The organism is Hymenobacter sediminis (assembly GCF_003231285.1).
GTDB classification, from domain to species: Bacteria; Bacteroidota; Bacteroidia; order Cytophagales; family Hymenobacteraceae; genus Hymenobacter; species Hymenobacter sediminis.
In genome coordinates this window covers 204,077-229,492 of sequence record NZ_QKNS01000009.1, presented here as the reverse complement: position 1 = coordinate 229,492, position 25,416 = coordinate 204,077, and the positions used below count along the sequence as shown (strand labels likewise).

Genomic DNA, 25,416 nt, shown 5'->3' with positions numbered 1-25,416 from the left:
TCTTATCTACTTGCCTTTCCATGTAGTGCTAGTGGTTATTCTATGACGTATATCAATGCGGAGCTACGCCTGGCGGGGCAGACCTACCCGTTGGCCGCTTGCTCTTTTGGTTTTCGCCAGTACACAGATGCGCGGGGCCGGCCTAACTCTAAAGTAGTGGGCCTACCCCTGGAGTTGTTGCTGGATGGGGACGAAGGCCCGGAACTGGCGGAATGGGCCACCTCGCCGGGCAGCTTACGAAGCGGCGAAGTTGTTTTCTACCCCGACGACCCAACCCAGCCCCGGCGCACACTTGCTTTCTCTGATGCGCGCTGCGTGCAGCAGCGGGTGCAGTTGGTGCCGGGCAAAGGGGCAGCTGCTTACCAATGCTTGCTCGTGCTGTCGGCCCAACAAATAGAGCTGGATGGGCAGGTGCTGGAACAGCGCTGGAACAGGCTGACCAAAACGCGGGCTGCTACGAAGCCCCCGAGAGCAGCCACGCCCCCTACCCCTTCGGCGGCGCTGGCTGCGGCCCAACAAACTGCAGCAACTGCTGCGCCGGAGCTAACGAAAAAGCAACGCTACACTGCCCGGCGCCAGCTAATGCAAAAGGCCAGCACCAAAGTGGGGCAGGTGCCGCCAGCCCTGATGGGCGAGCGAGAAACCACGGTGCAAAACTCCCTCACGCGGCTGGAGCGCAACAATGTGGCCGTGGAACGGGCTCGCCTGAGCGGACACGTTTACCACAGCACTAGCCCTACCCCCGTACCGGAGCCGGAAGGCTGGCACATGCTGAATCCGGAAGAACTAGGCCAGATAGGTGCCAGCCCAGAAATGCTTCTGGACCCGAAATCAGGCTTTAAGGCGGCGGTTTACCAGTCTAGCTTTGAAGAGCCACCGAAACTGGTTATTGCCTACGCCGGCACTGAAGACAAACCCGATATACTGGCCGATCTGCGTCAGGGCATCGGGCTACGCGAAAAGCAGTATGACCAGGCCATCGACCTGGCCAAAGCCGTGGTAAAAAACCTCGGGAAAGACGCCGTAGAAACCACCGGCCACTCTCTGGGCGGGGGCCTAGCCTCAGCGGGTAGCGTCGTGACGGGTACTAAGAGCTACACGTTCAACGCGGCGGGGCTGCATATCAATACGGTGCGCCGAGCTCCCTACAGCATATCCCGGCAGGTTATGCAGGAGAAAGCGGCTCTTATTGATGCGTTCCGCTCGACAGCTGATCCGCTCAACAACTTCCAGAATGGCTTCAACTTCCCGGGCGGTTACCTGGCACCCAAGGCCTTGGGCATATCGCGGCCGGTTGCTCCGGCCGCTAAGTGGGTGCATAAATGGCGGGAGCTGGTAACCAGCAACCCCCTGACTGCTTCTAAAAACATGCTGCTGGATGGCCACGGCATTGCCCCACAAATGGAAGATCATATTGAAGCAGAAAAGCTCGAAGACGTTTCCATTCTGAGTGGCTATATAGCATCATGATGGTGCTATTAGCGTTTCTGCTTACTTCCTGGCGCGGCTGGGTCCAGTTCTGGGCCAAAGGGCTGTACTTTCTGACACTTTTTACGCAATGCACTTCTATGGAACCGGCAGGTAATCCTATTTACAAACACGCTCCGGAGGAGTACTTTCCTGCCTCACCTGCTTTGGACGTAGCCAAAGCCATCCGGCGCGACGACGTAGCGACGCTCAACCGCCTGTTCGTTGAGCATCCTGACCTCGACCCCAATCTGGAAGGCAAACAAGGCGTAACGTTTCTGTTCTGGGCGTATGCCCATCACCACGTAAAGGCCATGCGGGCCCTGGCAGCCCATAAGGCTGACGTGAACCGCCAGCTGAATCTGCCCAATGCCAAAGGCGGCGTTGATGCTACCCACCTGATCAATATTGCGGCCGAGGGTCCGAAAGATGAGCTACTGGTTGCCCTGCTGGACCTGGGAGCCGACCCCAACGCCCGGGACGAGCGCAAGGAGCCAGCCCTGCACAACGCGCTGTATGCCCACCAATACCAGCGGATGAAGCTGCTGCTCGACCGGGGCGCCGATATTAACATTACGAATAGTGCAGGGGCTACCCCGGCGGTGGTACTGGCCCGCCTCAACTACTTCGAGTTGGTGCACTACCTTCTGGAACGCGGAGCCGATTGGCGCAAAACCGATGGGGAGGTGGCTCTCTGGACCCAGGAAAATGACACGGGTAATGCCGAGGCTATCCAATGGCAAAAGAAAGTTAAGCAGCTACTTATTCGGCAGGGCGTGAAGTTTCCGGTGCCTTCGCCCGGGGCCCGACGCTACGCCACCATCCGGGAGCGGTGGGAGCAAACGCCCGAAGGCCGGGCCTGGCGGGAAAAGTTAGACGCTTTAGGCGCCCAGCCTGAGGTAGTAGGCAAGCCCTGGGTTGAGCAGGAAGACGCCGCCCGCACCGCCATGAAAGCCTGGATGAAGCAGCAGGGGATTCCGGAGCCGCCGCTCATCATGCCTTCTCCAAAAGGCAACAAGTAAAAAGCAGCGGGAGCCACCTGGCTAGGCGGTTCCCGCTGCTTTTTACTTGTTGCGGTGGCTGAGTTTGCTACCCCTTTACAGGTAGTAAACTCACCTCGTAGGGCAGGTTCATGGCCGATTGGCTGGCTAGTAGCACCTGCAGCTCATGGGCGGCGCGCTGCCACTCTGGCCCCGACATTCGGCTGGTGGCCGCGGGAGTCAGCTGCACCCGGATGCAGCGCACAAAACCCGCCGTGGGTGAACCGCCTGTGCGGAAGCCTTTCTCGATATGCACCTGGCTGAGCTGGTTGCCCAACTCGGCCCAGCAAGCCGCCCTAATGTCTTCCAGCGTTACGATGCGGTTACGGCTGAGCAGGTTTCTGCGCAAGGCGAAAACCCGCTCCTCGGGCCGCGGCCGTTCCCGCCCCCCGGTAGTGGTAGTCACCAACTGTACGGCATCAATGTAGTGCCCATCAAACACCTGCAGAAGGCTGCCACTGGGAATGCGGTTGCCAGCCTCCCCGTCGCTCGACCAGTACTCCAAGTACACACTATCATTGGCGTCGCGCGGGCGGAGCATGACGTAAGGGGCCGGGTCACCAGTTTGCTCGATGTCGGCTTGGCCCATGCGTTCTTCCAGTCGGGCTAGGCTTTGGTTGAGCTCGCGCAGGGTGTTGGCCACGAAATCGGTGCCCGTGGCTGTGAAGGCGCGGCTTTCGTCGCGGAGCAGTTCCAGCAGCTCCAGCAGCGCCTCCTTCCCCGAGCGCGCATCAAACCGACCCGCCCCGTACCGCAGGGTATAGGTATCCGTATCGTGCTCGTCGAGGGTGGTGAGGGTAGTGGAGCGGAAGACTACGTTGCGCAGGCTGTAAATATCCTTAATAGCCAGAAATGCTTCTTCTGAGGCCAACGGGAAGATATTCAGAGCGGGTTGCAAACGAAACAACTGCTTATTGAGTCGGCGGTTCAGCACCGGAAAGCAGTTGAGCCCGCAGGTAACGGTTGCCAGCGCCTCGGGGGGTAGGGCGTGCGAGAAGCGCACCTCTAGCCATATCAGCGGCTGTGCCAGCGTTTCCAGCACTTCCGGTGCGAAGCGAGCGGCCAGAGCCGCCGGAAAAGCCTCGCGCAGATAAAACTGCAACTCGGTGCCCGGGCCCGACTGCACCCGCACAAAGCCTGGAGCATACAGCTGCCGAACCTGTTCTTCTACCCGCTGCAGAAAATCATACTCTTGGTGAAGCAACGGCTCCGCATCGGGGGCGGCCGCCCGCAGGCCCTGGGCTACGTTGAGAGGGAGTCCACCTAGCAGCCACGTTTCGCCGGGCAGGTAGCTTAAGTAGGCTTCACGACGGGGCTCATTCAACCAGTCGAAGTAAAAGATCAGGTCGGCTAGGGATGCTACCTCGGGGTTCAGCTCCAACCCTATCCACAGCCGGCGGTACTCGGCGGGCTCGGGGCGGGCCGCCGCCAGGGGCCGCTTCTGGCCCACCTGCTCCACGCGCCACACCTGGTCGTCGGTAGCGAGGTAGCGCACGGCTCCATCCACTAAGCGGGTATTCTGCAAAGGCGAAAAGAAGGTGGCCGTACCACTGGCCGAGCGCCCCAGCACGGGCCGCTGAAAAGCAAATTGTGCGTCGGCGGGAAGTTGCAGCAGGGGTTCCCGGGGGTAGGCCTGAGCAATGGCATGGGCAGGCCGGGGCGCATCTATCACGTCGGGGTTCAGCAGGCCTGCCAGGCGCTCTACCAGCCGGTACTGCGTATTGTTGATTTCCTGCCCAATTTTTTCCAGCTCCACGGCGCAGGCTTCCAGCAGCAGTTGCACCAGGGGGTCAAAGCCATCCAGATCTGCCTCGCTGTAGCCCCACATTTCGGCCGCTTTCTGGGTCAGGCGACTTTTAATTCCGGCTTTGGTAAAATCCTCGGATGGGTGCATAACTAGCAGGTAGCAAACTAAAAGCAGCGCTTTTTCTATACAACGGAAAGCGGCGCCACAAACAGGCTGGCCCGGAAGGCAAACGGCTCGTTGGTACGGCGCAATATGGCGCGCACGGTTACCTCCAGCCTTTTCCGGATGCGCTGGTTGACGCCTTTCATCTCAAAATCTTCAATACCCACGAGCACCTTTACTTGCTCCAGGCGCGGCTCGCGGGCGGCCACCATTTGCTCCACAGAGCGCTGCACATTGTCTTTCCAGCGCATGTTGGTCATGGCTTCGAAATCCTGCTGCCACACCACGCAGCCAAAGGCCGGGTCAAACCTCGACTCGCCGAAGTGGGTAGTCAGCATCAGGTACAGGTGCTGGGCAATAGACTCTTGCACTGAGCAGCGCGCCAGGGGCTGCCGCTGCAGCAGCTCTTCGAAATTCAGCGGCAGGCGGTAATACTCGTTGCTCATGCGCGGTAGTTCTGGGGGTAGCAGCAGGTAGGATCGGGCCGGCTATTTATAACCAAAAATGCCTCGCTTGCGGCCCAGCTCTTTGTCAATGGAGTCAATCATTTTCTCCACGCTGGCCTTCATGTCCTCGGAGCTGGGGTTCTGCAGAATGGCGACAAACCCCTTCCGCGACTGTTCCAGCATTTCCTTGCGCTGCTCTTTGCTCATGCCCGCTGACCGCAGGCGCAGGCAGTCGGCATTGGCAAAGTTTACCTGGTCTGAGAGCAAAGCTACTTGAGTGATGCTTTCCTGCAGGCGGCGTTGCAGATCGGCCGCGCGGGCACTACCCCCACCGCCACCGCCGGAGCCTCCTCCCCCGCCCCCACTGCTCATCATAGCAGGCGCGGGCCGGTTGGCAGCAGCGGCTTGGTAGGTAGCCAGGAGCTGCTTGGTTTGCGCAAGTTCGGCGGCCATTTCCTCCTTGCCCGATACATCAATGCCCTTTTTATCCAGGGACTGGCGCAGGAAATCAACGGTGCTGCGGTTGCTGCGGAACAGGTCGAAGTCGCGCAGGATGTTGTGAGCCAAGCGCTTGTTGGTCAGGAACTGCATCTGGGTGGAGTCGCGGCGCAGCTCACTCAGGGTTACAGCAATGGCGTTGAGGTAGTCCTGGGTGCGCTTGTTCAGGTCGCCGACTACCAGGTCGTTGCTTTCCGTGCGCAGTTGGCGGTCGGTCAATTCAATGCGCTGCAAATGGGAAGTCAGCGTATCCAGCTGCACCAGCAGCTTGTGCTGCTCGTCGCGGGTGCGCTCCAATTCCCGCTTCAGCTTTTGATTTTCTTCGGCAATAGAGCCGTCGGAGAACAGGTAGTAGGAGGCTATCAGGGGCAAGGCCAGGGCCAGCACGTAAAACAGCGCGAATTTCCAGAGGCGGGTATTTCGTTCGGCGTGGTTCAGGGGTTTCATGCGAGGGGGCAGGATAACGGGCCAGAGAGCTTAGAAAGGATTCCACCGCGAAACGGGCTTCTCCGGCGCAACGGCTGGGGCCACGGGGTTTTCGTTGATGAAGGTTTTCCAGCCTTCCTTGTTCTTACCGATGTACTCCAGCTGGGTGAGCTGGCGGAAAATAGTGGCCAGCAGCTGCCAGAGCGACAGGTGCTGGGCCAAGTGCTCGTGCACGCGGTGGTGGTCGTAGCGCATAGTTACTACCCCCTGCAAGGCGTTCAGCAGGATGGCTGGCACCGTTTCCGACCACTGCTCTATGTATTTCAGCAACTCCTCCCGCTCGGCTTCCGTCAGGCACTCTAGGGTTGTTTTTACTTGTTTGCCCATGCGCATCAGGGCATCCAGCAAGTAAATGGGCGGCTGCTCGGCAGCACTAAGGTGGAAGCTGGTCAGGTGCTGGGCCAAAGCAAACACGGTGCGCTCAGCCAGGAAATGAACATGCTCGCTGAGGGCGCTTTTCTTGTCAGCGCGCAGCTTTACCTTATGAATGACTTTGAAGGCGTCGGTTTCTACCTCCTGCAGCACGTGCTCCAATTGGTGCAGCCACTTCAGCAAATCGGGGTGGCTGGCTAGTGCCGTGCTGGGCGGAATGTAGCCCGTCACCACGCGCAACGCTCCTTCGGCGTAGAGCAGCTCTCCCACCACCAGATGAAAAGAGCTGACCGCCGACGTGTTTACCTGCTGGGTAGGCACAATGCTGAGCTGGTACTCCGGGCGGGTGTAAGGGTGGCGGGGCGGAACTTCCTCTACTGCCGGCTGCCCCATAGGCACGCGCACATAGGGGTTTACCGATACTACTACACTGAAACGCAGCTGTTCCGTGGCGGTCAGGTTAAACTCCTGTAGCAGCTGAGCCAGGCTGGTGTGTAAGGTTAGCGGCTCGTTGGCACTGGTAATTTCAATGCGGGCTCCGCCGGCCGTAACGGCCCGGCAGTATAGCAACCGGGCCTGTATTTCCTGCTGCTGGTTTACATTCAGCAGCAGCTCCAGAGAAGGAAGCCCGTGTCCATCGGTCGGGAGCAGGCCGTAGCGGTGGGCACTTAGGCCAACGGCGGTGGCGTCGCGGAGGTGCTCGGTAGTAAACTGTTCAAGCTCGGTGAAATGACGGCGGGATATTTTCATCCCATCAACCCAGTTCACGGGGTAGTGCTTGATTTCGGGTAGCATAGTAAAAACAGAAAGGATGGGATAGAGAGCGGCGCAAGTTAGGCAAGCGGCTGCGGAACCAAGCCGAGGCTAGCGAGGCACACGCCGGGCCACAATAATGTCGCCCTGCTTCAGGAAGTTGTCGCGGAAGCTATAGTCGGGGTCAAGGTAGCGGCGAGGCTTCCACCAGGCTTGCTTGGCGTAGAAAACCCACCCGAACGGCTGCCCTTGATCATCCAGATATTGCAAAGACTGATCGGGCTTGAGGGCGTTGTAATCGGTCAGGAAGATGTGAAACAGGTCGCCCAGGTGCATTTCATACGGCGCCTTCGATGAAAAATCATGGTAGAGCGACTCCCCGAAGCGGCGCGACATCCAAAAGTGCAGCACCATAAAGTTGCTCAGGTCCATGCGCGCCAAATCGGGGCCCTGCGCATTGGCCTGGTAGTGCCAGAGCTTGTAGTACTTCATCGGAATCCGGTTCCAGGCCCGGTACGCCTCATGGAAGAAGTACGGAATGACAGCAGCCAGCGTGGCCATGACAAAGGCCGTGGGCGGGGTGCGGTCTTCCAGGTTGGGCACCCACACCAGCAGGGCCACGCCTAGAGCCCCGGCCATCCAGGCCAGCACAGTCATTACGGTGCCGTGCGCCCAGTTGTCTTCATCAAACCAGGAAAGCCAGCGCCGCTGAGCAAACAAATGAAGAACCCCTAGCAGCAAAGAAGCTGCCTGCACCAGTAAAAAGGTGATTTTGTAAGAAAAAGGGCTGTACACGGCACCCGCGCCAAGCAAGGCGAACAACAGCAGGCTGCTAAGCAAATACAGAAAAACACTGACAAAGGTGGGATTCCGCTGCAGGCCCGCCCGTGCATTCGACAGCATATTACCCGCTGCGCTGCGGGCCTGCGTTTCGGGATTAAGATTCAACATATGCGCTGACTACGACTAATCAATAAGAAAACTGTGGGCCGAAGGCGAAGCGGAAAGAAAGCCGCCTTAACTTATGGCCAATTGTATAATATTGACGACTTAAGAGCCCAGCCAACGTACTCACTCTACTTAATTTGAAAGAATTGAGGCCTTGGTCCCGGTTTTTAAGTACTAGCCAATCGATTGTAAGTTGTCAGAAAAAAGATAGTATGCCAAACCCTAGCGCGGATGTATTTCATTTTGATACCCGATTGATTCGCGCCGCCAGCCTCCCTGCTCCGCTCCCCACTACTCCTCCTACAGCCCTGCTGCAGCAGGTGCGCCGGCAAGGGTTCGACTTGCGCCTGGAGGTAGTACTGGCTGACTTACTGGCGCATGGCTACCGGTTCGATGAGTTTGTTATCCGGCCGGTGAGCCTGTTTGCCCGCCGCTACCGCGCCGATATTGGTACGGTAAGCGAGGAGCAGGCCGAGCGGTGGCAAGATCCCAAAACCGTAGTGGAGGTGCACCGCGAAGGCCTCTACGATGCCTTACCTCAGCAGCTATTCCACCAGCCCGGTAATCCCAACCAGCAGGGTGTGCGGAGTATGATAGAGGACATTCAGGCCCAACGTCGCCGGGAAAAGTCCACGCGCCGCTTTTTCGCGCCTTTCGAGCAGGAGTTCTACCGCTTCCGGGTGCTGTTGGAAGAAGAAGAGCGGCATTACATGACCAGTATATCGGGGCAGTGGTACAACGAGGTACTGGCGCGCTTCTGGGAACTGGACCGCCAACTGCCCGCCCAGCATATTGCTACCCTGCTCTACCTGCTCCCCCTGGCTCACCGGATTGTGGGCGACCTGCCCCGCACCCAACAAGTCTTTGAAAGCATCCTAGGCGTGGCCGTGCGCCTGCGCCCGATAGCCCCCCTGCATTTCTCTCCCGAAACCCTACCAGCTGGCTCAACGGCCCAGGGCGCTACCCTCGGCTTTGGCGAGTTGGGCCGCGACTTTGTGCTGAGCGGAGGCTACCAGGAAACGTTGCCCGCGCTGGAAATCCGCTTGCTTCATCTTTCTACCCCCGAGCTGGAAGTGTACCTGGATACTACCTCCTGGCAGTCGCGGGCGCTGGAGTTGCTGTGTCGGTACTTTATTGCCTTTGAAACGGATGTGGTCATGCGCTACGAAATGGCCCCCAGCAGCGAATCCTTTGTGTTATCAGATACCGGTGATACAGCCGTACTCGGCTACACTACTGCCGGTTTGTAGCTGCAGCAACAATAAGTAAGGTTGCCTGACTTTGTTGGGGTAGGCGGATATATGCTTTGCAAAGAGCTGCCTACCCCACCTGTTCTCACTTAACCCCTGAAATATAAATCGTTACATCCTCATGACTATAAAATCACACCCTCTATAGTTTGCAATACAAGGTACTATGCATTATAATTACCATAGCTATTCGAACTCATCTAACCTGCTGATTATATGAAGAAGTTTATACTGATACTAGCTGCTGTGTATGTGCTATACATAGCTGCGGGCATTGCGGCTATTCAGTTAGGGAAAATTGAGAAGTTTTATTTCTTCCCCTACTACGCCATCAAATACAAGCAAGACCGCTCCGGCTTTGCGCCCGATGGACCCATTGTACTGCTGCGCGGCACCCAGCGCATCAGCCGGCAGATTATACCCTCCACCAATGGAGTACGGGTAGCAACCGATACGTTGCCAGCGGGGGCGGCTACCATCACCTGCTACCCCGACAGTACTTCGTCCTTTCAGGTTGCGCTTCGGCTGGCGGCCCCTACCCCCCAGCCCGATCAGTACCCTACCCCTGAAAAAATGCTGATAGTGTCGGACATCGAAGGAAATTTCAAGGGATTCCGGCAACTGCTAACCAAGGCGGGCGTGATGGACCAAGCGCATACCTGGCGTTTTGGGCGGGGGCATCTGGTGCTCGTCGGCGACTTTTTCGACCGGGGCCTGAACGTGACGGAATGCCTATGGCTGATTTACAAGCTGGAGCAGGAGGCTGAGCAGGCCGGCGGCAAAGTACATTTCATCCTGGGCAACCATGAGATAATGAACCTCACCGGAAAGCTCCAATACCTGCGCCGCAAGTACCGCGTGAATGCTGATTCGCTGGGCCTACCCTATGAGAAGTGGTATACCCCAACCACTGAGCTGGGCCGCTGGCTGCGCTCCAAAAACGTTGTCGAAAAGATTGGGTCTACCCTTTTCCTGCACGGTGGCCTCAGCCCCGAAGTAGCCAGTAAACAACTCACCCTTACAGAAATCAACAACCTGGCCCGTCGGGGCCTTGACCGGCCTTGGAATACGGCACCTAGTAAAGGAAGCCTGGAAGCACTGGTTACGCATAGCCAGCTCAGCCCCGATTGGTACCGTGGCCTGGTACAGGAAAAAACACCCGCTGCGGCAGTCGGCCAGATGCTGCGGCAATACGGAGTTGCGCGCATGGTAGTGGGCCACACGCCGGTGGAGCGCATCACGGCCCTTTATAACCGGCAGGTGCTTGCCATTGACCTGCCACACCAAGAAAACACGGCCAAAGGCTATATGCAGGCCGTTTGGGTAGTTGGCGACACGTTTTACACCCTGGACACCAGAGGCCCCAAAGTGCCATTATGGTAGCCAGCTTGGTATGTAGCAGCAGCCGAAGCCGCGCGCATTAGCCATTCCCGCCAATTGCCCGTATTTTCGCCGGCTACAACGAAGCTGTACATCATGCCCGGTTACCATCCCCAGGATATCGAGAAGAAGTGGCAAGCCCACTGGAAAGAGCACAACACTTTCAAGGCTGACAACCAGCCTGATAAGCCTAAATACTACGTACTGGATATGTTTCCCTACCCCTCCGGGGCTGGGCTGCACGTAGGCCACCCACTGGGTTACATTGCCTCCGATATTGTATCGCGCTACAAGCGCCTGCAGGGCTTCAACGTGCTGCACCCCATGGGTTTCGATTCGTTTGGCCTGCCCGCCGAGCAGTACGCCATCCAGACCGGTCAGCACCCGGCTATTACCACCGAGCAGAACATCGATACCTACATCCGGCAGCTCAACTCCCTGGGGTTCAGCTACGACTGGAGCCGGGAAGTACGCACCTCTGACCCCAGCTACTACAAATGGACGCAGTGGATTTTCCTCAAGCTGTTCAATAGCTGGTACAATCTCGACACCGACCGCGCCGAGCCGCTGAAAACCCTGCTCGACAAGTTTGCCGAGAACGGCAGCCAGGGCGTGCGCGCCGCCGGCGACGAGGAAGAGCGCCACGATTTCACGGCCGGCCAGTGGCAGATGTGGAGCGAGAAGCAGAAGCTTCAGGCCGTGCACCCCTACCGACTCGCCTACCAGTCAGACACCTACGTGAACTGGTGCGCTGGCCTGGGCACGGTGCTCTCCAATGACGAGGTGAAAGATGGCCTCTCAGAGCGCGGAGGGTTCCCCGTGGAACGTCGGTTGATGCCGCAGTGGAACCTTCGTATCACGGCCTACGCCGACCGTCTGCTCCAGGGACTCGATACCATCGACTGGCCCGAAGCCGTGAAGGAGATGCAGCGCAACTGGATTGGCAAGAGCATTGGGGCCGAGGTGACGTTTGCGGTGCAGGGCCACGAGCAGGCGCAGATTAAGGTGTACACCACCCGCGTAGATACCATTTACGGCGCTACGTTCCTGGTGCTGGCTCCTGAGCACGAGCTGGTGCAGCAACTCACCACCCCTGAGCAACAGCAGGCCATCCAGGAATATATCGACGCCACCAAGCGCCGCTCGGAGCGCGACCGGATGGCTGATACCAAAACGGTATCGGGTGCTTTTACCGGTGCTTATGCCCTGAACCCCTTCACGAACGAGCCCATCCAGATCTGGATTGCCGACTATGTGCTGGCCGGTTACGGCACCGGCGCCGTGATGGCCGTACCCAGCGGCGACCAGCGCGACTACGTGTTTGCCAAGCACTTCAACCTGCCCATCGTGCAGGTAGTAGATCAGCAGCAGATTGAGGAGCAGGCCGACCCGACCAAGGAAGGTACCTACCTGCACGGCCTCATCCAGGGCATGGGCTACAAGGAAGCCACCCAAACCCTGATTCAGCAGCTTGAAGAGCGCGGCATTGGCAAAGGCAAGGTGAACTTCCGCATCCGCGACGCCATCTTCGGCCGCCAGCGCTACTGGGGCGAGCCCATCCCAATTTACTATAAGGACGGCGTGGCCTACGGCGTGGCTGAAGCCGACCTACCCCTGGTACTCCCGGAAATCGACGAGTACAAGCCCACCGAAACCGGCGAGCCACCCCTGGCCCGCGCCAAGGACTGGAAATACAAGGGCCAGTACGACTACGAGCTAAGCACTATGCCCGGCTGGGCTGGCTCCTCGTGGTATTTCCTGCGCTACATGGATCCCGAAAACCAGGAGCGTTTCGTGGGCCAGGAGGCCGAGCAATACTGGCAGCAGGTAGATTTATATCTGGGTGGTGCAGAGCACGCTACGGGCCACTTGCTCTACTCCCGCTTCTGGCATCTCTTCCTCAAGGACCTCGGCCTCGTTACGGCGAATGAGCCCTTCCAAAAGCTCATCAACCAGGGCATGATTCTCGGCCGCTCGAACTTCGTGTACCGCGTTAATGGCACGAACACATTCGTTACAGCGGGCAAGAAGGATCAGCATCAGACAACGGCGTTGCACGTTGACGTTAACATCGTGGAGAATGACATACTCGACATTGACGCCTTCAAAAACTGGCGCGAGGAGTATACCAACGCGGAGTTTATTCTTGAAGACAATGGCACCTACGTGTGCGGTGTTGAAGTCGAGAAGATGTCGAAGTCGAAGTACAACGTTGTGAACCCCGATACGCTTATTGAGAAGTTTGGGGCGGATGCGTTGCGCTTGTACGAGATGTTCCTCGGGCCGCTGGAGCAGTTCAAGCCCTGGAACACCAATGGCATGAGTGGGGTAGCGGGCTTCCTCAAGAAGCTCTGGCGCCTCTACCACCCCCAGGACGGCGACTTCGCCGTAACCGACGAGGCCCCCAAGCCTGCTGAGTTGAAAGCCCTGCACAAGGCCATCAAGAAGGTGGAAGAGGACATCGAGAAGTTCTCGTTTAACACCACCGTCAGCGCCCTGATGATTACCGTGAACGAACTCACGGCCCTGAACACGCACAACCGCGCCATTCTGGAGCCGCTCGTGGTGCTCATCTCGCCCTACGCCCCGCACTTAGCCGAGGAGTTGTGGCAGAAACTCGGTCACGAGGCTGGCTCCATCAGCTTGGCGTCCTACCCCGAGTTCAAGGAGGAATACCTTGTAGAAGACACGGTGAACTACCCGGTAGCCATCAACGGCAAGGTGCGCGAGCAGCTGCAGTTCCCGGCCACCGCCACCGCCGCCGAAATCGAGGCCGCTGTGCGCGCTACCGATATCCTGGCCCGCTACGCCGAAGGCAAAGAAGCCAAAAAGGTAATTGTGGTGCCCGGCCGCATGGTAAACGTGGTAGTCTAACTCCTACCCCCATTGTTAAAGCAAAGGCCCACCGGAGAAATCCGGTGGGCCTTTGCGTTTAAAGCTAGAGCTAGAAAGCTAGTTCCCCTCCTCAGATGAGGAGGGGAACTGGTTTCTAGTACGCTGCCGTGAAGCGCTGGCGGATGTGCTTGGGGTTCTCTACCTCGTCGAGGATGGCAATGGCTAGGTCTTCGGCGGAGAGAATGCTGCGGCCTTCTTCGTTGAAGACGGGGCTTTCGGTGCCGAGGCGGTAGTGGCCGGTACGACCTGTGGTGATGCCCTGGTGCATCTCAATGGCGGGGCTGAAGAACGTCCAGTCCAGAGTATCGTTCTGCTTTAGCTCCGTGAGGTAGTCGCGGGCGGCGGTGGCGCCGGGCTTAATGTTGGCCGGGAACTCAGGGCCATCAACCAGTTGCTGGCCGTTGATATAGAGGCTGCCGGCCCCGCCAATGGCTATCAGGCGCTTCACGCCCGATTTTTCCGTGGCCGCTTGAATGTTGCGGGAGCCCTGCAGGAAATCCTCATACAGGTTGGGGTTGGTCCAGCCGGCGTTAAAGGAATTCAACACCACATCGTGACCGGCCAATTGCTGGGCCAGCTCGTCTACCCGGTTTACGTCGCCGGTTACTACCGTCAGGTTTTCGTGTTGCTCCGTGAGTTTGGCGGGGTCGCGCACAATGGCGGTTACCTGGTGGCCGCGGTTGAGGGCTTCGTGCAGCAGTTTCGGGCCAACAAAGCCGGTAGCACCAATGAGGGCAATTTTCATGAGGTAGGTAAGTGAAGTGAGAAATAGAAACTGGCTGTAACTATCGTAGTTACAATCCAGAGCAAAAAAATTTAGTTCTTCAGGTTTTCCTGCGTCAGGATTTCGGTGGTGACTTGCTGCAGGGTTACGCCGGCCAGCACCTGCTCCATGGCAGTTTGTGCCCGCCGTAAGGTAGTATCAAGCGCGGCCTGGATGTTGCGGCCCACCAAGCAAGCCGGTAGGGGCTTGTCGTGGACGCTGAACAACTGTCCTTCCTCTACCACCTCCACGGCCCGGTACACATCGAGCAGGGAAATGGCGGCCGGTTGGCGCGTCAGGAAGGTACCGCCCGAAGCGGGGCGCACTTCCACCAGCCCAGCCTTTTTGAGCTGCCCCAGCAGCCGCCGTATCACGACGGGATTAGTGTTTACGCTCCCCGCCATCCGCTCCGACGTCAACAATACATCATCCTCCTGCTGCATAGCCAGCAAGGAAAGAACGTGGACGGCGACGGAGAAACGGCTGCTAATCTGCATGATCAGGGGTAAGCGACGCCTTCGCGCTAGCAACTACTATCACGCGGCGAGGCAAATATACGACTGTAACCACAATAGTTACACTAAGGTTTTAAGAGAATTTCTGTTCCCTGCATTAGTAGTCTATCAATACACATGCCTGTCATTCCGAGCGCAGTCGAGGAATCTCGCTCGAATCGTTGGAATACCATCCCCACATCAGCACGCGAGATTCCTCGACTGCGTTCGGAATGACGGCCTGGAATTGTGCATAAGCACTATTCACACTCCCGGACCAGCTACTCCCCCTCCTGCTCAGCGGCGGCCAATTCTTCCCGCTGTTTCCGGGGTAGGGAAGCGCGGACTAGGTCGTAAGAATGGTCGATGAGTTCCTGGAGCTGCCGATTAGGGATGCCCGTGCCCATGAGCACGGTGTTCCAGTGCTTCTTGTTCATGTGGAAGCCAGGTAGCACGTACTCGTACTGCTCACGCAGTTCCTGGGCCCGCTCCGGGTCACACTTCAGGTTAATGCTAGCGAAGGTGTTGATGTCGGTAAGAGCGAATACCTTGCCTGCCACTTTAAATACCAGTGTATCAGGACCGAAGGGCGTTTCTTCGGTGACGCCGGCTTTCAGCAGGCAGTAGTCGCGGAAGTCTTCAATGTTCATGGCCGCTAAGTAAACCGATAAACGCAAAAAGACCGCCGGGCTAGAGAGAGGAGCCGGGCGGTCTTCTATAAGAAAGGCTGGAAACTAGCGGAGAAACCAGCGGTAGAGCAGAATGATAAACCCCACCAGGAACATGGCCATGCTCAGCTTATTGATGAAGTGCATGGTGCGCAGGTTGAAGTTGGTGTGGCGGGTAGGGTCGGGCTTGCGGAAAAAGTAACCGAGAGCCGGACCGAAGTTAAACAGGTCTTTGCGCATGATTGAAGTGCTGTCTGGTACGCTTTGATAACATCCGCCGGGGCGGAAAGATTTACAATTCGCAAGATATTCATTCGTCTATATCCGGGGCGGGAAGGGAACCTGCTTCGTTGCTTTTCGGCTCTCTTGGATAACCCATTTGTCATCCTGAGCGGGAGCGAAGGACCTCTTCCGCTCCGTTATAATGGCAAGTAGTTACCCTTGGTAGAGGTCCTTCGCTCCCGCTCAGGATGACAAGTAGTAAGGTTGCTCTTCAACATGATGGCTCTTACCGGAACAGCGACTCAATCCGCTGTTGGTTGTTCTGGCTCACGATTTTGCGCTTCACTTTCATGGTGGGCGTCAGCTCGCCCGACTCTACGCTCCAGAGGGTGGGCAGCAGGGCCACTTTCTTGATTTGCTCCCACTGGGCGAAGGCCGCGTTGGCCTGCTGCACTAGCTGCTCGTAGAGCTGCTGCACCTGCGCGTGGGCGGCCAGGGCGGCGTCGGAGAGGTCGGTGGGCAGGTTATGACTTTTGGCCCAGGCCCGCAGCTCGGCGAAGGCCGGTACCAGCAGGGCCGCCGCGTACTTTTCCCCCTCGCCCACTACCATCACCTGCTCCACCAGCGGCGACTCCGAAATCTTGGACTCCAGGGGTTGCGGGGCCACGTACTTGCCGTTGGAGGTCTTGAACATCTCCTTCTTGCGGTCCGTAATTTTGAGAAATTTGCCCTGCACAAACTCGCCGATGTCGCCGGTATGCATCCAGCCTTCGGCGTCAATCACCTCGGCCGTGAGGTCGGGACGGTTGTAGTAGCCCTGCATCACGGAGGGCGAGCGGGTCAGGATTTCGCCGTCGGGGGCCAGTTTTACTTCCACGCCGGGAATCACGGGGCCTACCGCCCCAATAAAGTTACCTTCGGCTACGGGCTGGGAGGCGGCAATTACGGGCGCGGTTTCCGTCATGCCGTAGCCTTCCATCACGGGGATGCCGGCGGCCCAGAACACCCGTGCCAGGCGCGGCTGCAGGGCTCCGCCCCCACTCACGATGTAGCGCACTTGTCCGCCCAAGGCTTCGCGCCATTTACTGAATATGAGCTTATTGGCTAGCGCTAGCTGGGTGTTATACCAAAAGCCCTGGTCCTTCTGCGTATCGTAGCGGAGGCCCAGGTCCAGGGCCCAGAAGAACAGTTTTTTCTTAGCACCGGTCAGCTTCTGGCCCTGGGCTACAATCTTGTCGTAGATTTTTTCGAGCAGGCGGGGCACGGTGGTAAACACCTGGGGCTGCACCTCGCGCAGGTTATCAGCAATGCGCTCTACGCTTTCGGCGTACCACACGCTAAAGCCCAACAGCAGGTAGAGGTAAGTAGCAGTGCGCTCGAAAATGTGGCTGAGCGGCAGAAAGCTGAGCGCCTTCTGGCCTGCCGGCATGGGTAGGTAGCCGGTCAGGTTCTCGCAGTTATACAGAATGTTGCGGTGGCTGAGCATCACGCCCTTGGGCCGCCCGGTGGTGCCGGATGTATAAATCAGGGTCAGCAGGTCGTCGGGCTGCACGGCGGCTTTCAGCGCCTCCAGCTCCGCGGGGTTTTCGCCCTGACCCAGCGCGAGCAGTTCGCCAAAATGCCCTACCCCCTCCACTTTGTCGAAGGTGAAGATATGCTCGGGACCGTGGGCCAAGCCGGCCACGGCCTGCTGCACCCGGGCCAGCAGCTTTTTGTCCTGCACCAGCACCACGCGCACCCCGGCGTCCTGGAAAATATGCCGGTAGTCCTCCACCGTAATAGTGGGGTACATGGGCACGCTCACGGCCCCCAACTGAGCAATACCAAAATCAGCAATGACCCACTCGGGCCGGTTAGCCGAAATGATGGCTACTTTGTCGCCGCGCCCGATGCCGAGCTGGCGCAAACCCAGGCTAACCTGGTTGCTCAGCTCCTGCACGCGGGTAGTGCTGAGCGGCTGCCAGGTGCCGGCTTTCTTTTCTACCAGACAATCGGCCTGGGGTGAGGTAGCAATAAGGTGGGTAAGCAGGTCGAAGGTGCGGCGGATTTCCATGCAAAGGCAAACGAACAAGGGCTACAGTTGGATTCCTTGCTCCTGCAAAAATAGCCTGTTTGAGCCGCTACGAGGGGATAGCCCATAATTTTACGGTAGCGTTGGTTGATGGGAGCAAGAGCTGATAGTAATGTATTGTTGCATTATCTGTCACTTACACTTGTCACTACCATTTACCCCTGTCATCCTGAGCAGTGCGAAGGACCTCTACCTCTGGCTAATTAAAAGGTGTTACCCCCGGTAGAGGTCCTTCGCACTGCTCAGGATGACAACGATTGGTGCCCTACTAGATTTCTGCCCTACTTAACACCAGTTACTCCTCTATCTCAACCGCAACGTGTGCATTCAAACTACGTCCTTGCTTACACTCAACTTTCCTACCCCATGAAGCACCTGCTACTCCCCTGCCTGCTCCTGGCAACTACACCTGCCCTGGCCCAAAAAACGGCCAACGAAACCGAGGCGGTGAAGCGTACCATCCAGACCTTTTTTGAGGGCATGCGCAAGGGTGACAGCACAATGGTGCGGGCCACCTTGGCGCCCGGCGCCGTGTTTCATACCATCAGCACCAAGGGCGGTCAGACGCAGTTGCGGCCCGAGAATCCGGCGGGGTTCGTGAAGATGGTGGGCACTCCGCACAAGGATGCCTATGATGAGCGCATCACCTTTGATAAAGTACTGATTGACGCCAACCTAGCCAGCGTCTGGACGCCGTACGAGTTCTACGTGGGTAGCACCTTCAGCCACTGCGGCTACAACTCGTTTCAGCTAGTGAAGCTAGCCGAGGGCTGGCGCATTGCCCACGTCATCGATACGCGCCGCAAGGAAAAGTGCAAGTAGTCAACCGCCACAAGGAGCGCCTACGGTTGTCATTCCGAGCTTAAGACCGTGTTTGGGAATTCAAATTAGTCGGTTGAGGCATAGCGTGACGTTTGCCCAGAGAATCTAGGCGGCATGGCTCTCGGGTGTGTACTCGTAGTCCATCACTAGGCGCCGAAATAAGTTGAGCCAGGCGAAGGTGCGTTCCACCGCCCAGCGGCAGCCCACCGGCACGAAGCCGCGGGTCGAAGGCGGGCGGCTGCTGGCCTCGTTGCGTAAGCCGCGGGCGAGCAGCCCTTCGGTGAAATAGCCGCGGTAGGCGCGGCCAACCTGCACGACAGTGGTCAGGCGCGGGCCCCATTGGTGGTGCTGCAACAAGAGCGGCACCGCGCCTGACCACTGTCGTGCAGGTTGGCCGCGTGCGCGCAGCAGGCCCAGACGCGGCCCTGCTAGTCCACCAGCAGTTGGCGCTTGCGCCCGTTGACGCACTTGCCCCCGTCCGTGCCGCGGTGCTCGGCGATGCGCGGGGCCAACTTGATGCTTTGGCTGTCCAGGCACAGCACGGACGGCGTGGCCGGCTGCCCCTGCGCTTGCCAATCCGCCTCGTTTAGGGCCCGGGTCAGCCGCTGCAACGTACCGTCCTGCTACCAGCGGCGGAAGTAGTAATACACCGCCGACCAGGGCGGAAACGCCGCCGGCAAGCATCGCCATTGGCAGCCCGAGCGGCACATGTAGCGCAGCGCGTCCACCACCGCGCGCAAACTCAGCCGCCGCTTGCGTTGCAGCGGCAGCCACGGCGTGATACCTTGCCATTGCGAGTCAGTAAGGGGTTGATAGCACTCAACCATAATGCAAACCGGAGCCTAGGAACTCCCTTTGCAACTTACTGGCTCGTCTGTATCTACCTGCTGGCCTATTCCTGAAACAGCACGGTTCCGCTTAGCTGCTGCGAGTTGAAAATCCCTCACCACTATGTGTAAGATTCCATTAGCCATACTGTTGACTCTGAGCTTAGTCAGTTGCGAACCGCACATTTCTATAGACTCGGAATTCACCCTGCGGCACGTTCCCGGCGGCACAGGTTTGTATATAAGCGGTACCGTGCCTGTCATTCCAGGGGGCTGCGACGCCGTCAAGTGGAACGAGCAGTATATTCTGGCCAAGGGGCAGTGCAGTTACTACGTCGGGAGAAACGAGTATCGCGGCAAAGTGCTGCCTGCTAGCGGCGACGTGTACTTTCTGATTGATCGACTGCGCTATACCAATAGGCAGGAGCTGGACCCCGGTTTCAGTGGCCCGCTGACCCAGGAGGAAGCGACCAAGTGGGAGCAGAAGATTCTACAGCCATTTCAAACGCTTTAAAGCATTTGAAATTTGCGATAAGGCCGTTTGTTCACACTGCTTCAACAGGCTCAGCATGACTGGGCTTTGAATTCCCAAACACGCTCTAAGTGAAGAATATGGATTCACCATATAACGATTACCCCAGATTCCTCGCTTAAGCTCGGAATGACAAGCATATTCCATATTCAGAAGGCCGGAATGCGCTTTACGGGCGTGTCATCTACTTTCCAGCAATCCAGCTCGTAGAGTTCCCCTACCTGGTCCAGGTACAGCGACACGAGCACCGGCACGCCGTCTTCGTCCAGGAATTGGGTGGTAGCTATCTGCTGACCTAGGCGCCGATGAGGGGTAGCGCTGAGGAAGCGGAGGCTGCCGGTTGCGCCGACCGCTACCTCCGTCACCCGCACCGTATGCAGGGCCGCCAGCAGATGCTCCGCCTCCGGGGCATCCCGTAGCAGATAGATCAGCAGGCCAAGTTCCGGCAGGTGTAGAGGGCGCTGGTTCATGCTTTCCGGGCCTGCTTCGGTTGCTCTTTCGCAGAAATCCAGGCCCAGGAAGTATACGGGTAGTTTTCGGCCTGGGTACTACCCCTCCAATATCGGCGAAGCCTGCCGCTGTTGCAGGTTGGCCAGTGCCACGATATCCGGCACTTCCAGCACTTTCCTGAGGTAGCCACGTTGCGCTACCCGCATCATGGCTTGCCCGACTTCCGCCAGCGTAGAAACATACTTGGGCGTTATCACCCGTAGCACCGGGTACAGCCAGTCAATATACTTATAGTACGACAACACATGCTGCTGGCCCGGCGTGGCTTTCATAAAGCCCGGCCGGAACATGTAGGCATCCTGGAAACCAAGCTGCTGCAGGGCGTTTTCGGTTTCGCCCTTCACGCGGGCCCACATCTGGCGGCTTTTCAGCGTGCCATCGGTGCCGGCGCCCGACACGTAGCAGAAGGTTAGGCCGGGGTTGCGGGGTAGCAGCGTTTGGGCGAAGTGCAGGGTCAGGTCGTAGGTGAGGCGGCGGTACTCCGGCTCCTTCATCCCCACCGACGACACGCCCAAACAGAAAAAGCAGGCGTTGTAGCCCGTCAACTGGTCCTGAATCGGCGTCAGGTCCTGGAAGTTCGCGTGCAGAATTTCCCGCAGCTTGGGGTGCTGTCGGCCGCTAGGCTTGCGGCTTACGGACAATACCTGCTCTACCTCGGGGCTGTTCAAACATTCCAGCAGCACACCCTCTCCCACCATACCGGTAGTTCCGGTTACTATCACACGTAGTTTCATGGGGTAGCAGACGGATGAGGAGTGCAGATGTTTTAAGGATTAGCCGCAAATAGTTTACTTTCTAGGGTGCGCAAGGTACACTTTGCACATTCTATTCTCATCGGCTCTAAATAATCAATGAATAACTCAACAAGGTAAACAGACTGTCTCCCAGAATCCGGTTGTTTTTTACAGCTAAATTCATTTATCCTAAACCCTAATTCAGCACGCTTTTCTTTCGCCAAAATATTGTTTATAGTAATGTAAGCTAGCTGTACATCGTTTTTATTACTGACACCAGATATCATGAGCTGCCACCACACTATACTATTATCTTCCTCCTTTCTCCAGATAACTGCTTCAAGTCGGCCCCGCACAAAGTCAAATGCAAATTGACTAACAACTGCATCATGCAATGACGGATTAACGGATTCAGCCATCTTGTTCTGTTTTTATAATAGTGAGGAGCATAAAACGACCCAAAATCAAAAAAGTAACACACCAGACATTGTAGCAGTCTTTCAATAAGACTGGCTGGTATCTTTCCTCATCTGAATAAATATCTTGAAGCATACGCTTCTTAATTTTCTCACCAATCCTCGGTATTGCTTTCGTTTCTAATTTAGAAATCCAATTTTTCAAGACAGATGCTTCATGCTCAGCAGTTACCTGTGAAGCGTATGTTCCGCCTTCAAATTCCATAATCACAGTAAAAAGGCTCATAAATTTTTTATTAGATCTAATTGTGCACTGCCTAGCAAAAACAAACAAGGCCGACTAATATCAGTCGGCCTTGTTTGTTTTTGAATTACCCCACTACCGGCTCCTCCAATCGTACCGGCTCAATCCACTTGCCATCCTCACGCATAAGGTCGATGAGTTGGTCCACGGCTTGCTCTTCGGGCACGGATTTCTTGATGACTTCCTGGCCGCGGTAGAGGGCAATTTTGCCTTTGCCCACGCCCACGTAGCCGTAGTCGGCATCGGCCATTTCGCCGGGGCCGTTCACGATGCAGCCCATGATGCCGATTTTCACGCCCTTCAGGTGGTCAGTGCGCTTGCGGATCATGGCGGTGGTTTCCTGCAAATCGAACAAGGTGCGGCCGCAGCTGGGGCAGCTGATGTACTCCGTCTTGCTCATGCGGGTGCGCGCCGCCTGCAGGATGCCGAAGGAGAGCTGATTGAGCTGGTCGATAGTCTGAAGCCACTCGGTTTTCGGGCGCTCGGGCAGCAACTCGGTGCTTAGCACTACCCCGTCGCCGAGGCCATCGAGGAGCAAACCGCCTACGTCGGTGGCGGCGTAGAGCTGGGTTTGCTCGGGCGTGAGAGCCGGGTACTGGCGGTTGATGAGTACGGGGTTCGTAACGCCGCTGTGCAGCAGCCGGAAGAAGGCCCGCCGGATTTCCGGCATGGCGTGGGCGTTATCCGTGTGCAGAATGAGGACGGCCGTGGTATCCTGGCGCAGCTGTTCCAGGGCGGCGGGCGTCAGCGAAGCCAGGTTCTGGAACACGAAGTTCAGCTCCGGGTGCCGGGCGCCGGCCGCGGCGTACTCAGCCGGCGTGAGCACGGGGTAGTGCTCGGAGCGCTGGCCGCCATCCAGCCAGGCCGTGTAATCCACTACCTCCTTCAGGCCGTTGGGCAGCATAAACGGAATGGGCCGCTGGCCCGAGTACACGTAGTCGGCCCCGAGGTCGTTCATCTGGAACTTGTCGAGGAAGGCCGAGTAGAGGTGGCCGGCAGCGCGCAGGTCGGCGTACTCCAGGCCCGGCAGGCGCGAGAGGTCGGCCATCACCCGGGGCACGTTCTGCCCGCCCAGGTTCAGCACCTCGCGCGTAACGCGGCGATGGTACTGGAAGGGGTCAATCGGCGATAGAGCAGCGTCGTTGCTGATTAGCTCCGGCTTAAACTCGTGCGCTCCGGCCGTAGCCCCCGCCGTAAAATCGTCGGTCAGCGGGGCAATAGGCTTGGCCTGCTGGGCGCGGGTAGTGTAGCGGTCAATCAGGGCGCGGGCCACGGGCGCTTCGGCTTCCGGTGCTTCGGTGAGCGACACGCGCACGGTGTCGCCGAGGCCATCTTCCAGCAGCGTGCCAATGCCCACGGCGCTCTTGATGCGGCCGTCCTCGGCCTCGCCGGCTTCGGTTACGCCCAGGTGCAGGGGGTAAGGCTGCAGGCCTTCTTCATCAAGCTTTTGCACCAGCAGGCGGTAGGCCTGCACCATCACCTGGGTGTTGCTGGCCTTCATGCTCAAGACCACGTTGTAGTAGTTTTCCTCCTCGCAGAGACGCAGAAACTCCAGGGCCGATTCCACCATACCCAACGGCGTATCGCCGTAGCGGCTCAGGATGCGGTCCGAGAGGGAGCCGTGGTTGGTGCCGATGCGCATGGCCGTGCCGTACTGCTTGCAGATTTGCACCAAGGGCCGGAACCGCTCCCGGATGCGCTCCACCTCGGCGGCGTAGGTAGCATCGGTGTACTCAATGACGTCGAACTTCTTTTTGTCGGCGTAGTTGCCAGGGTTCACGCGCACCTTCTCCACGATGCGGGCGGCCAGCTCCGCAGCGTTGGGCGTGAAGTGGATGTCGGCAATAAGGGGCACGTTGCAGCCACGCTTGCGCAGCTCCTTCTTGATTTCCAGCAGGTTCTGGGCCTCCTTTACGCTGGGGGCCGTAATGCGCACGTACTCGCAGCCGGCCTCCACCATGCGCAAGGTTTGCTCCACCGAGCCCAGCGTATCCATAGTGTCCACGGTGGTCATGCTCTGCACCCGAATGGGGTTGAGCCCGCCCATGGGCAGGTCGCCGAGCTGGACTTCGCGGGACAAACGGCGCTTATATTCGGTGAGGCTGGGGCAATAGATCTTATTCATAACCCGATGGGGAGGCTTTTTCAGAGGAATAACAAAGGTAAGCAAGGATTGTGCTCAACATAGGGGTAGGAAATGACGCGGGTCACTCAACGCCAAGAGGTGAAGAGTCTTTATACTCGTTTAGGTCGCCGCAACTTCTGGCCGGCTCAACTGTCTTTACTATAACTCCTACCCTTTTATCATGAACCAACTGAAATTTCTTGTGCTGGCCGCTGCCTTCCTCCTCCTAGCGTTGCCCGGACAGGCCCAGAAAGTGGACGTTATTAAGCTGCCAGAGCTGCAGAAGCGCCTGAGCCGGCCCACCGATACCACGTATGTGGTCAACTTCTGGGCTACCTGGTGCGCGCCCTGCGTGAAGGAACTGCCCCACTTCGACCAGCTCACGACCACCTACGCCAAGCAGAAAGTGAAAGTGCTGCTGGTAAGCATGGACTACGCCTCTCAGCTCGACAAGAAAGTGAAGCCCTTCGTGCAGAAGCGCGCCTTGAAATCGGAAGTGGTGCTGCTCAATGAAACCGACCCGAATACCTATCTTGACAAGGTAGATACCAAGTGGACCGGAGCCCTGCCGTTTACCATTATCCTGAACAACGCCAAGCACAAGCGTGCCACGTTTGAGCAGGAACTATCGGCCGAGGAATTGCAGAAACAGCTGCAAGCTTTCGTGAAATAACTCTCATTCCGCGCTAAGTGAGGAACCTAGGGGTAGACTGTTCGAATGATAAACCCAGATTCCTTGCTCAGCGCGGAATGACACCTGAAATCTTCCTCCTTCACCTTTTTCCAGTCATCTTATGAAAAAGCTTCTTCCTTTTCTGGCGGCTTGCTTGGTGCTGGCCTTGAGCAGCTTTATCGTGCTTCGGCCGGCGGATGCGGGGTACCAAGTGGGCGACAAAGCCGCCGACTTCAAGCTCCGGAACGTGGACGGCAAGATGGTATCGTTGGCTGATAACAAGGCCGCCAAGGGCTACATTGTGGTGTTTACCTGCAACACCTGCCCCTACGCCAAGGCCTACGAGCAGCGCATCATCAATCTGAACACCAAGTATGCCGCCCAAGGCTACCCCGTGGTGGCCATTAACCCCAACGACCCGGCCGTAGCGCCCGGCGACTCCTTCGCCGACATGCAGAAGCGGGCCAAGGACAAGAAATACGCCTTCCCCTACCTCCAGGACGAAACCCAGCAGGTAGCCCGGCAGTACGGCGCTACCCGCACGCCCCACCTCTACGTACTCACCCGCCAAGGCAACGACTTCGTGGTGAGCTACATCGGAGCCATTGACGACAACTCCGAGGACGCCAAACTGGTAAAGACCAAGTACCTGGAAAACGCCATGACCGACATCATTGCTGGTAAACCGGCCTCGGTAAACTCTACCAAAGCCATTGGCTGCACCATCAAATGGAAGCGGGCCTAGCCTTGTTTTGCAGTTACTACCCACAAAAAAGCCCGCTACCTAGCGGGCTTTTTTGTGGGTAGTCAT

At 57.7% G+C, this 25,416-nt stretch carries 25 protein-coding genes and 1 pseudogene; 9 read left to right on the top strand and 17 right to left on the bottom strand.

The features are described 5' to 3' along the window. Window positions 1-42 precede the first annotated feature (42 nt). Both tssD and DNI29_RS21480 read left to right on the top strand, forming a co-directional pair. Entirely contained in the window at window positions 43-1,470 is a 1,428-nt protein-coding gene (gene tssD / locus DNI29_RS21485) for a type VI secretion system tube protein TssD (protein ID WP_110980199.1), read from the top strand. A gap of 164 nt (window positions 1,471-1,634) precedes the next feature. After that, the gene (locus DNI29_RS21480; protein ID WP_162303697.1) at window positions 1,635-2,489 is read left to right on the top strand and encodes an ankyrin repeat domain-containing protein; all 855 of its coding nucleotides are present in this window, start codon (window positions 1,635-1,637) and stop codon (window positions 2,487-2,489) included. Window positions 2,490-2,556: 67 nt separating this feature from the next. On the opposite strand, the gene DNI29_RS21475 is transcribed toward DNI29_RS21480, so the two are convergent. The 5 genes from DNI29_RS21475 to DNI29_RS21455 all read right to left on the bottom strand — a co-directional run bounded on the left by DNI29_RS21475 (window position 2,557) and on the right by DNI29_RS21455 (window position 7,922). Next, window positions 2,557-4,401, bottom strand: a complete 1,845-nt coding sequence (locus DNI29_RS21475) for a type VI secretion system baseplate subunit TssF (protein WP_110980197.1) — start codon at window positions 4,399-4,401, stop codon at window positions 2,557-2,559. A 35-nt stretch (window positions 4,402-4,436) separates the two neighbouring features. Further along, complete coding sequence (locus tag DNI29_RS21470) at window positions 4,437-4,862, bottom strand: GPW/gp25 family protein (protein ID WP_110980196.1); 426 nt, start codon at window positions 4,860-4,862, stop codon at window positions 4,437-4,439. A gap of 42 nt (window positions 4,863-4,904) precedes the next feature. Continuing rightward, window positions 4,905-5,807 carry a hypothetical protein gene (locus DNI29_RS21465; RefSeq protein ID WP_110980195.1) on the bottom strand — a complete coding sequence of 301 codons (903 nt, stop codon included), beginning with the start codon at window positions 5,805-5,807 and terminating at the stop codon, window positions 4,905-4,907. Between the two features lie 30 nt (window positions 5,808-5,837). Beyond that, the gene (locus DNI29_RS21460; RefSeq protein WP_110980194.1) at window positions 5,838-7,013 is read right to left on the bottom strand and encodes a hypothetical protein; all 1,176 of its coding nucleotides are present in this window, start codon (window positions 7,011-7,013) and stop codon (window positions 5,838-5,840) included. Window positions 7,014-7,082: 69 nt separating this feature from the next. Next, window positions 7,083-7,922 carry a TssN family type VI secretion system protein gene (locus DNI29_RS21455; protein WP_110980193.1) on the bottom strand — a complete coding sequence of 280 codons (840 nt, stop codon included), beginning with the start codon at window positions 7,920-7,922 and terminating at the stop codon, window positions 7,083-7,085. 251 nt (window positions 7,923-8,173) lie between these two features. Here DNI29_RS21455 and DNI29_RS21450 point away from each other — a divergent pair, with 251 nt between their 5' ends. The 3 genes from DNI29_RS21450 to leuS all read left to right on the top strand — a co-directional run bounded on the left by DNI29_RS21450 (window position 8,174) and on the right by leuS (window position 13,423). Next, window positions 8,174-9,169 (top strand): hypothetical protein, encoded by a 996-nt coding sequence (locus tag DNI29_RS21450; protein ID WP_162303696.1) that lies wholly within the window; start codon window positions 8,174-8,176, stop codon window positions 9,167-9,169. Between the two features lie 216 nt (window positions 9,170-9,385). Further along, window positions 9,386-10,552, top strand: coding sequence for a metallophosphoesterase (locus tag DNI29_RS21445; protein WP_110980191.1), 1,167 nt, complete (start codon window positions 9,386-9,388; stop codon window positions 10,550-10,552). A gap of 93 nt (window positions 10,553-10,645) precedes the next feature. Then, window positions 10,646-13,423 (top strand): leucine--tRNA ligase, encoded by a 2,778-nt coding sequence (gene leuS / locus DNI29_RS21440; RefSeq protein WP_110980218.1) that lies wholly within the window; start codon window positions 10,646-10,648, stop codon window positions 13,421-13,423. Window positions 13,424-13,538: 115 nt separating this feature from the next. Here leuS and DNI29_RS21435 read toward each other — a convergent pair whose 3' ends face one another. The 5 genes from DNI29_RS21435 to DNI29_RS21420 all read right to left on the bottom strand — a co-directional run bounded on the left by DNI29_RS21435 (window position 13,539) and on the right by DNI29_RS21420 (window position 17,644). Continuing rightward, window positions 13,539-14,189 (bottom strand): NAD(P)-dependent oxidoreductase, encoded by a 651-nt coding sequence (locus tag DNI29_RS21435; protein ID WP_110980190.1) that lies wholly within the window; start codon window positions 14,187-14,189, stop codon window positions 13,539-13,541. A gap of 71 nt (window positions 14,190-14,260) precedes the next feature. Next, a complete protein-coding gene (locus DNI29_RS21430; protein ID WP_110980189.1) occupies window positions 14,261-14,704 on the bottom strand; it encodes an Rrf2 family transcriptional regulator in 444 nt (147 codons plus the stop codon). 278 nt (window positions 14,705-14,982) lie between these two features. Next, complete coding sequence (locus tag DNI29_RS21425) at window positions 14,983-15,351, bottom strand: MmcQ/YjbR family DNA-binding protein (protein ID WP_110980188.1); 369 nt, start codon at window positions 15,349-15,351, stop codon at window positions 14,983-14,985. An 84-nt stretch (window positions 15,352-15,435) separates the two neighbouring features. After that, entirely contained in the window at window positions 15,436-15,609 is a 174-nt protein-coding gene (locus DNI29_RS24755) for a DUF6728 family protein (protein WP_180754489.1), read from the bottom strand. Between the two features lie 268 nt (window positions 15,610-15,877). Then, window positions 15,878-17,644 carry an AMP-dependent synthetase/ligase gene (locus DNI29_RS21420; RefSeq protein ID WP_110980187.1) on the bottom strand — a complete coding sequence of 589 codons (1,767 nt, stop codon included), beginning with the start codon at window positions 17,642-17,644 and terminating at the stop codon, window positions 15,878-15,880. Between the two features lie 384 nt (window positions 17,645-18,028). Here DNI29_RS21420 and DNI29_RS21415 point away from each other — a divergent pair, with 384 nt between their 5' ends. After that, on the top strand, window positions 18,029-18,484 hold the full coding sequence (locus DNI29_RS21415; protein WP_110980186.1) for a nuclear transport factor 2 family protein: 456 nt from the start codon (window positions 18,029-18,031) through the stop codon (window positions 18,482-18,484). A gap of 132 nt (window positions 18,485-18,616) precedes the next feature. Here DNI29_RS21415 and DNI29_RS24990 read toward each other — a convergent pair. Then, window positions 18,617-18,721 (bottom strand): annotated as a pseudogene (locus DNI29_RS24990) (IS5 family transposase); the annotation flags it as partial. A 386-nt stretch (window positions 18,722-19,107) separates the two neighbouring features. Then, window positions 19,108-19,311, bottom strand: coding sequence for a transposase (locus DNI29_RS21405; RefSeq protein ID WP_110980184.1), 204 nt, complete (start codon window positions 19,309-19,311; stop codon window positions 19,108-19,110). Between the two features lie 253 nt (window positions 19,312-19,564). On the opposite strand from DNI29_RS21405, the gene DNI29_RS21400 reads away from it, so the two are divergent. After that, window positions 19,565-19,825, top strand: a complete 261-nt coding sequence (locus tag DNI29_RS21400) for a hypothetical protein (protein WP_123823362.1) — start codon at window positions 19,565-19,567, stop codon at window positions 19,823-19,825. Window positions 19,826-19,992: 167 nt separating this feature from the next. Here the strand turns inward: DNI29_RS21400 and DNI29_RS21395 are convergent, their stop codons facing one another. The 5 genes from DNI29_RS21395 to ispG all read right to left on the bottom strand — a co-directional run bounded on the left by DNI29_RS21395 (window position 19,993) and on the right by ispG (window position 23,932). Continuing rightward, window positions 19,993-20,313 carry a DUF6984 family protein gene (locus DNI29_RS21395; RefSeq protein WP_110980182.1) on the bottom strand — a complete coding sequence of 107 codons (321 nt, stop codon included), beginning with the start codon at window positions 20,311-20,313 and terminating at the stop codon, window positions 19,993-19,995. Between the two features lie 78 nt (window positions 20,314-20,391). Further along, entirely contained in the window at window positions 20,392-21,087 is a 696-nt protein-coding gene (locus DNI29_RS21390) for a Rossmann-fold NAD(P)-binding domain-containing protein (protein ID WP_110980181.1), read from the bottom strand. Between the two features lie 32 nt (window positions 21,088-21,119). After that, a complete protein-coding gene (locus tag DNI29_RS21385; RefSeq protein ID WP_110980180.1) occupies window positions 21,120-21,506 on the bottom strand; it encodes a hypothetical protein in 387 nt (128 codons plus the stop codon). After that, complete coding sequence (locus tag DNI29_RS21380) at window positions 21,499-21,789, bottom strand: hypothetical protein (RefSeq protein ID WP_110980179.1); 291 nt, start codon at window positions 21,787-21,789, stop codon at window positions 21,499-21,501. Before DNI29_RS21380 ends, DNI29_RS21385 begins: the two co-directional genes overlap by 8 nt. A gap of 85 nt (window positions 21,790-21,874) precedes the next feature. Next, on the bottom strand, window positions 21,875-23,932 hold the full coding sequence (gene ispG / locus DNI29_RS21375; protein ID WP_110980178.1) for a (E)-4-hydroxy-3-methylbut-2-enyl-diphosphate synthase: 2,058 nt from the start codon (window positions 23,930-23,932) through the stop codon (window positions 21,875-21,877). 181 nt (window positions 23,933-24,113) lie between these two features. On the opposite strand from ispG, the gene DNI29_RS21370 reads away from it, so the two are divergent. Both DNI29_RS21370 and DNI29_RS21365 read left to right on the top strand, forming a co-directional pair. Then, a complete protein-coding gene (locus DNI29_RS21370) occupies window positions 24,114-24,605 on the top strand; it encodes a TlpA disulfide reductase family protein (protein WP_110980177.1) in 492 nt (163 codons plus the stop codon). A 121-nt stretch (window positions 24,606-24,726) separates the two neighbouring features. After that, window positions 24,727-25,350, top strand: a complete 624-nt coding sequence (locus DNI29_RS21365) for a thioredoxin family protein (RefSeq protein WP_110980176.1) — start codon at window positions 24,727-24,729, stop codon at window positions 25,348-25,350. Window positions 25,351-25,416: the final 66 nt, after the last annotated feature.

What these genes read in the sequence shown, in the direction of transcription:
- tssD (WP_110980199.1), top strand. Translation starts at nt 43, where the DNA reads ATGACGTATATCAATGCGGAGCTACGCCTGGCGGGGCAGACCTACCCG.
- DNI29_RS21475 (WP_110980197.1), bottom strand. Translation starts at nt 4,401, where the DNA reads ATGCACCCATCCGAGGATTTTACCAAAGCCGGAATTAAAAGTCGCCTG.
- DNI29_RS21470 (WP_110980196.1), bottom strand. Translation starts at nt 4,862, where the DNA reads ATGAGCAACGAGTATTACCGCCTGCCGCTGAATTTCGAAGAGCTGCTG.
- DNI29_RS21465 (WP_110980195.1), bottom strand. Translation starts at nt 5,807, where the DNA reads ATGAAACCCCTGAACCACGCCGAACGAAATACCCGCCTCTGGAAATTC.
- DNI29_RS21460 (WP_110980194.1), bottom strand. Translation starts at nt 7,013, where the DNA reads ATGCTACCCGAAATCAAGCACTACCCCGTGAACTGGGTTGATGGGATG.
- DNI29_RS21455 (WP_110980193.1), bottom strand. Translation starts at nt 7,922, where the DNA reads ATGTTGAATCTTAATCCCGAAACGCAGGCCCGCAGCGCAGCGGGTAAT.
- DNI29_RS21445 (WP_110980191.1), top strand. Translation starts at nt 9,386, where the DNA reads ATGAAGAAGTTTATACTGATACTAGCTGCTGTGTATGTGCTATACATA.
- leuS (WP_110980218.1), top strand. Translation starts at nt 10,646, where the DNA reads ATGCCCGGTTACCATCCCCAGGATATCGAGAAGAAGTGGCAAGCCCAC.
- DNI29_RS21435 (WP_110980190.1), bottom strand. Translation starts at nt 14,189, where the DNA reads ATGAAAATTGCCCTCATTGGTGCTACCGGCTTTGTTGGCCCGAAACTG.
- DNI29_RS21430 (WP_110980189.1), bottom strand. Translation starts at nt 14,704, where the DNA reads ATGCAGATTAGCAGCCGTTTCTCCGTCGCCGTCCACGTTCTTTCCTTG.
- DNI29_RS21425 (WP_110980188.1), bottom strand. Translation starts at nt 15,351, where the DNA reads ATGAACATTGAAGACTTCCGCGACTACTGCCTGCTGAAAGCCGGCGTC.
- DNI29_RS24755 (WP_180754489.1), bottom strand. Translation starts at nt 15,609, where the DNA reads ATGCGCAAAGACCTGTTTAACTTCGGTCCGGCTCTCGGTTACTTTTTC.
- DNI29_RS21420 (WP_110980187.1), bottom strand. Translation starts at nt 17,644, where the DNA reads ATGGAAATCCGCCGCACCTTCGACCTGCTTACCCACCTTATTGCTACC.
- DNI29_RS21415 (WP_110980186.1), top strand. Translation starts at nt 18,029, where the DNA reads ATGAAGCACCTGCTACTCCCCTGCCTGCTCCTGGCAACTACACCTGCC.
- DNI29_RS21405 (WP_110980184.1), bottom strand. Translation starts at nt 19,311, where the DNA reads ATGGTTGAGTGCTATCAACCCCTTACTGACTCGCAATGGCAAGGTATC.
- DNI29_RS21395 (WP_110980182.1), bottom strand. Translation starts at nt 20,313, where the DNA reads ATGAACCAGCGCCCTCTACACCTGCCGGAACTTGGCCTGCTGATCTAT.
- DNI29_RS21390 (WP_110980181.1), bottom strand. Translation starts at nt 21,087, where the DNA reads ATGAAACTACGTGTGATAGTAACCGGAACTACCGGTATGGTGGGAGAG.
- DNI29_RS21385 (WP_110980180.1), bottom strand. Translation starts at nt 21,506, where the DNA reads ATGGCTGAATCCGTTAATCCGTCATTGCATGATGCAGTTGTTAGTCAA.
- DNI29_RS21380 (WP_110980179.1), bottom strand. Translation starts at nt 21,789, where the DNA reads ATGAGCCTTTTTACTGTGATTATGGAATTTGAAGGCGGAACATACGCT.
- ispG (WP_110980178.1), bottom strand. Translation starts at nt 23,932, where the DNA reads ATGAATAAGATCTATTGCCCCAGCCTCACCGAATATAAGCGCCGTTTG.
- DNI29_RS21370 (WP_110980177.1), top strand. Translation starts at nt 24,114, where the DNA reads ATGAACCAACTGAAATTTCTTGTGCTGGCCGCTGCCTTCCTCCTCCTA.
- DNI29_RS21365 (WP_110980176.1), top strand. Translation starts at nt 24,727, where the DNA reads ATGAAAAAGCTTCTTCCTTTTCTGGCGGCTTGCTTGGTGCTGGCCTTG.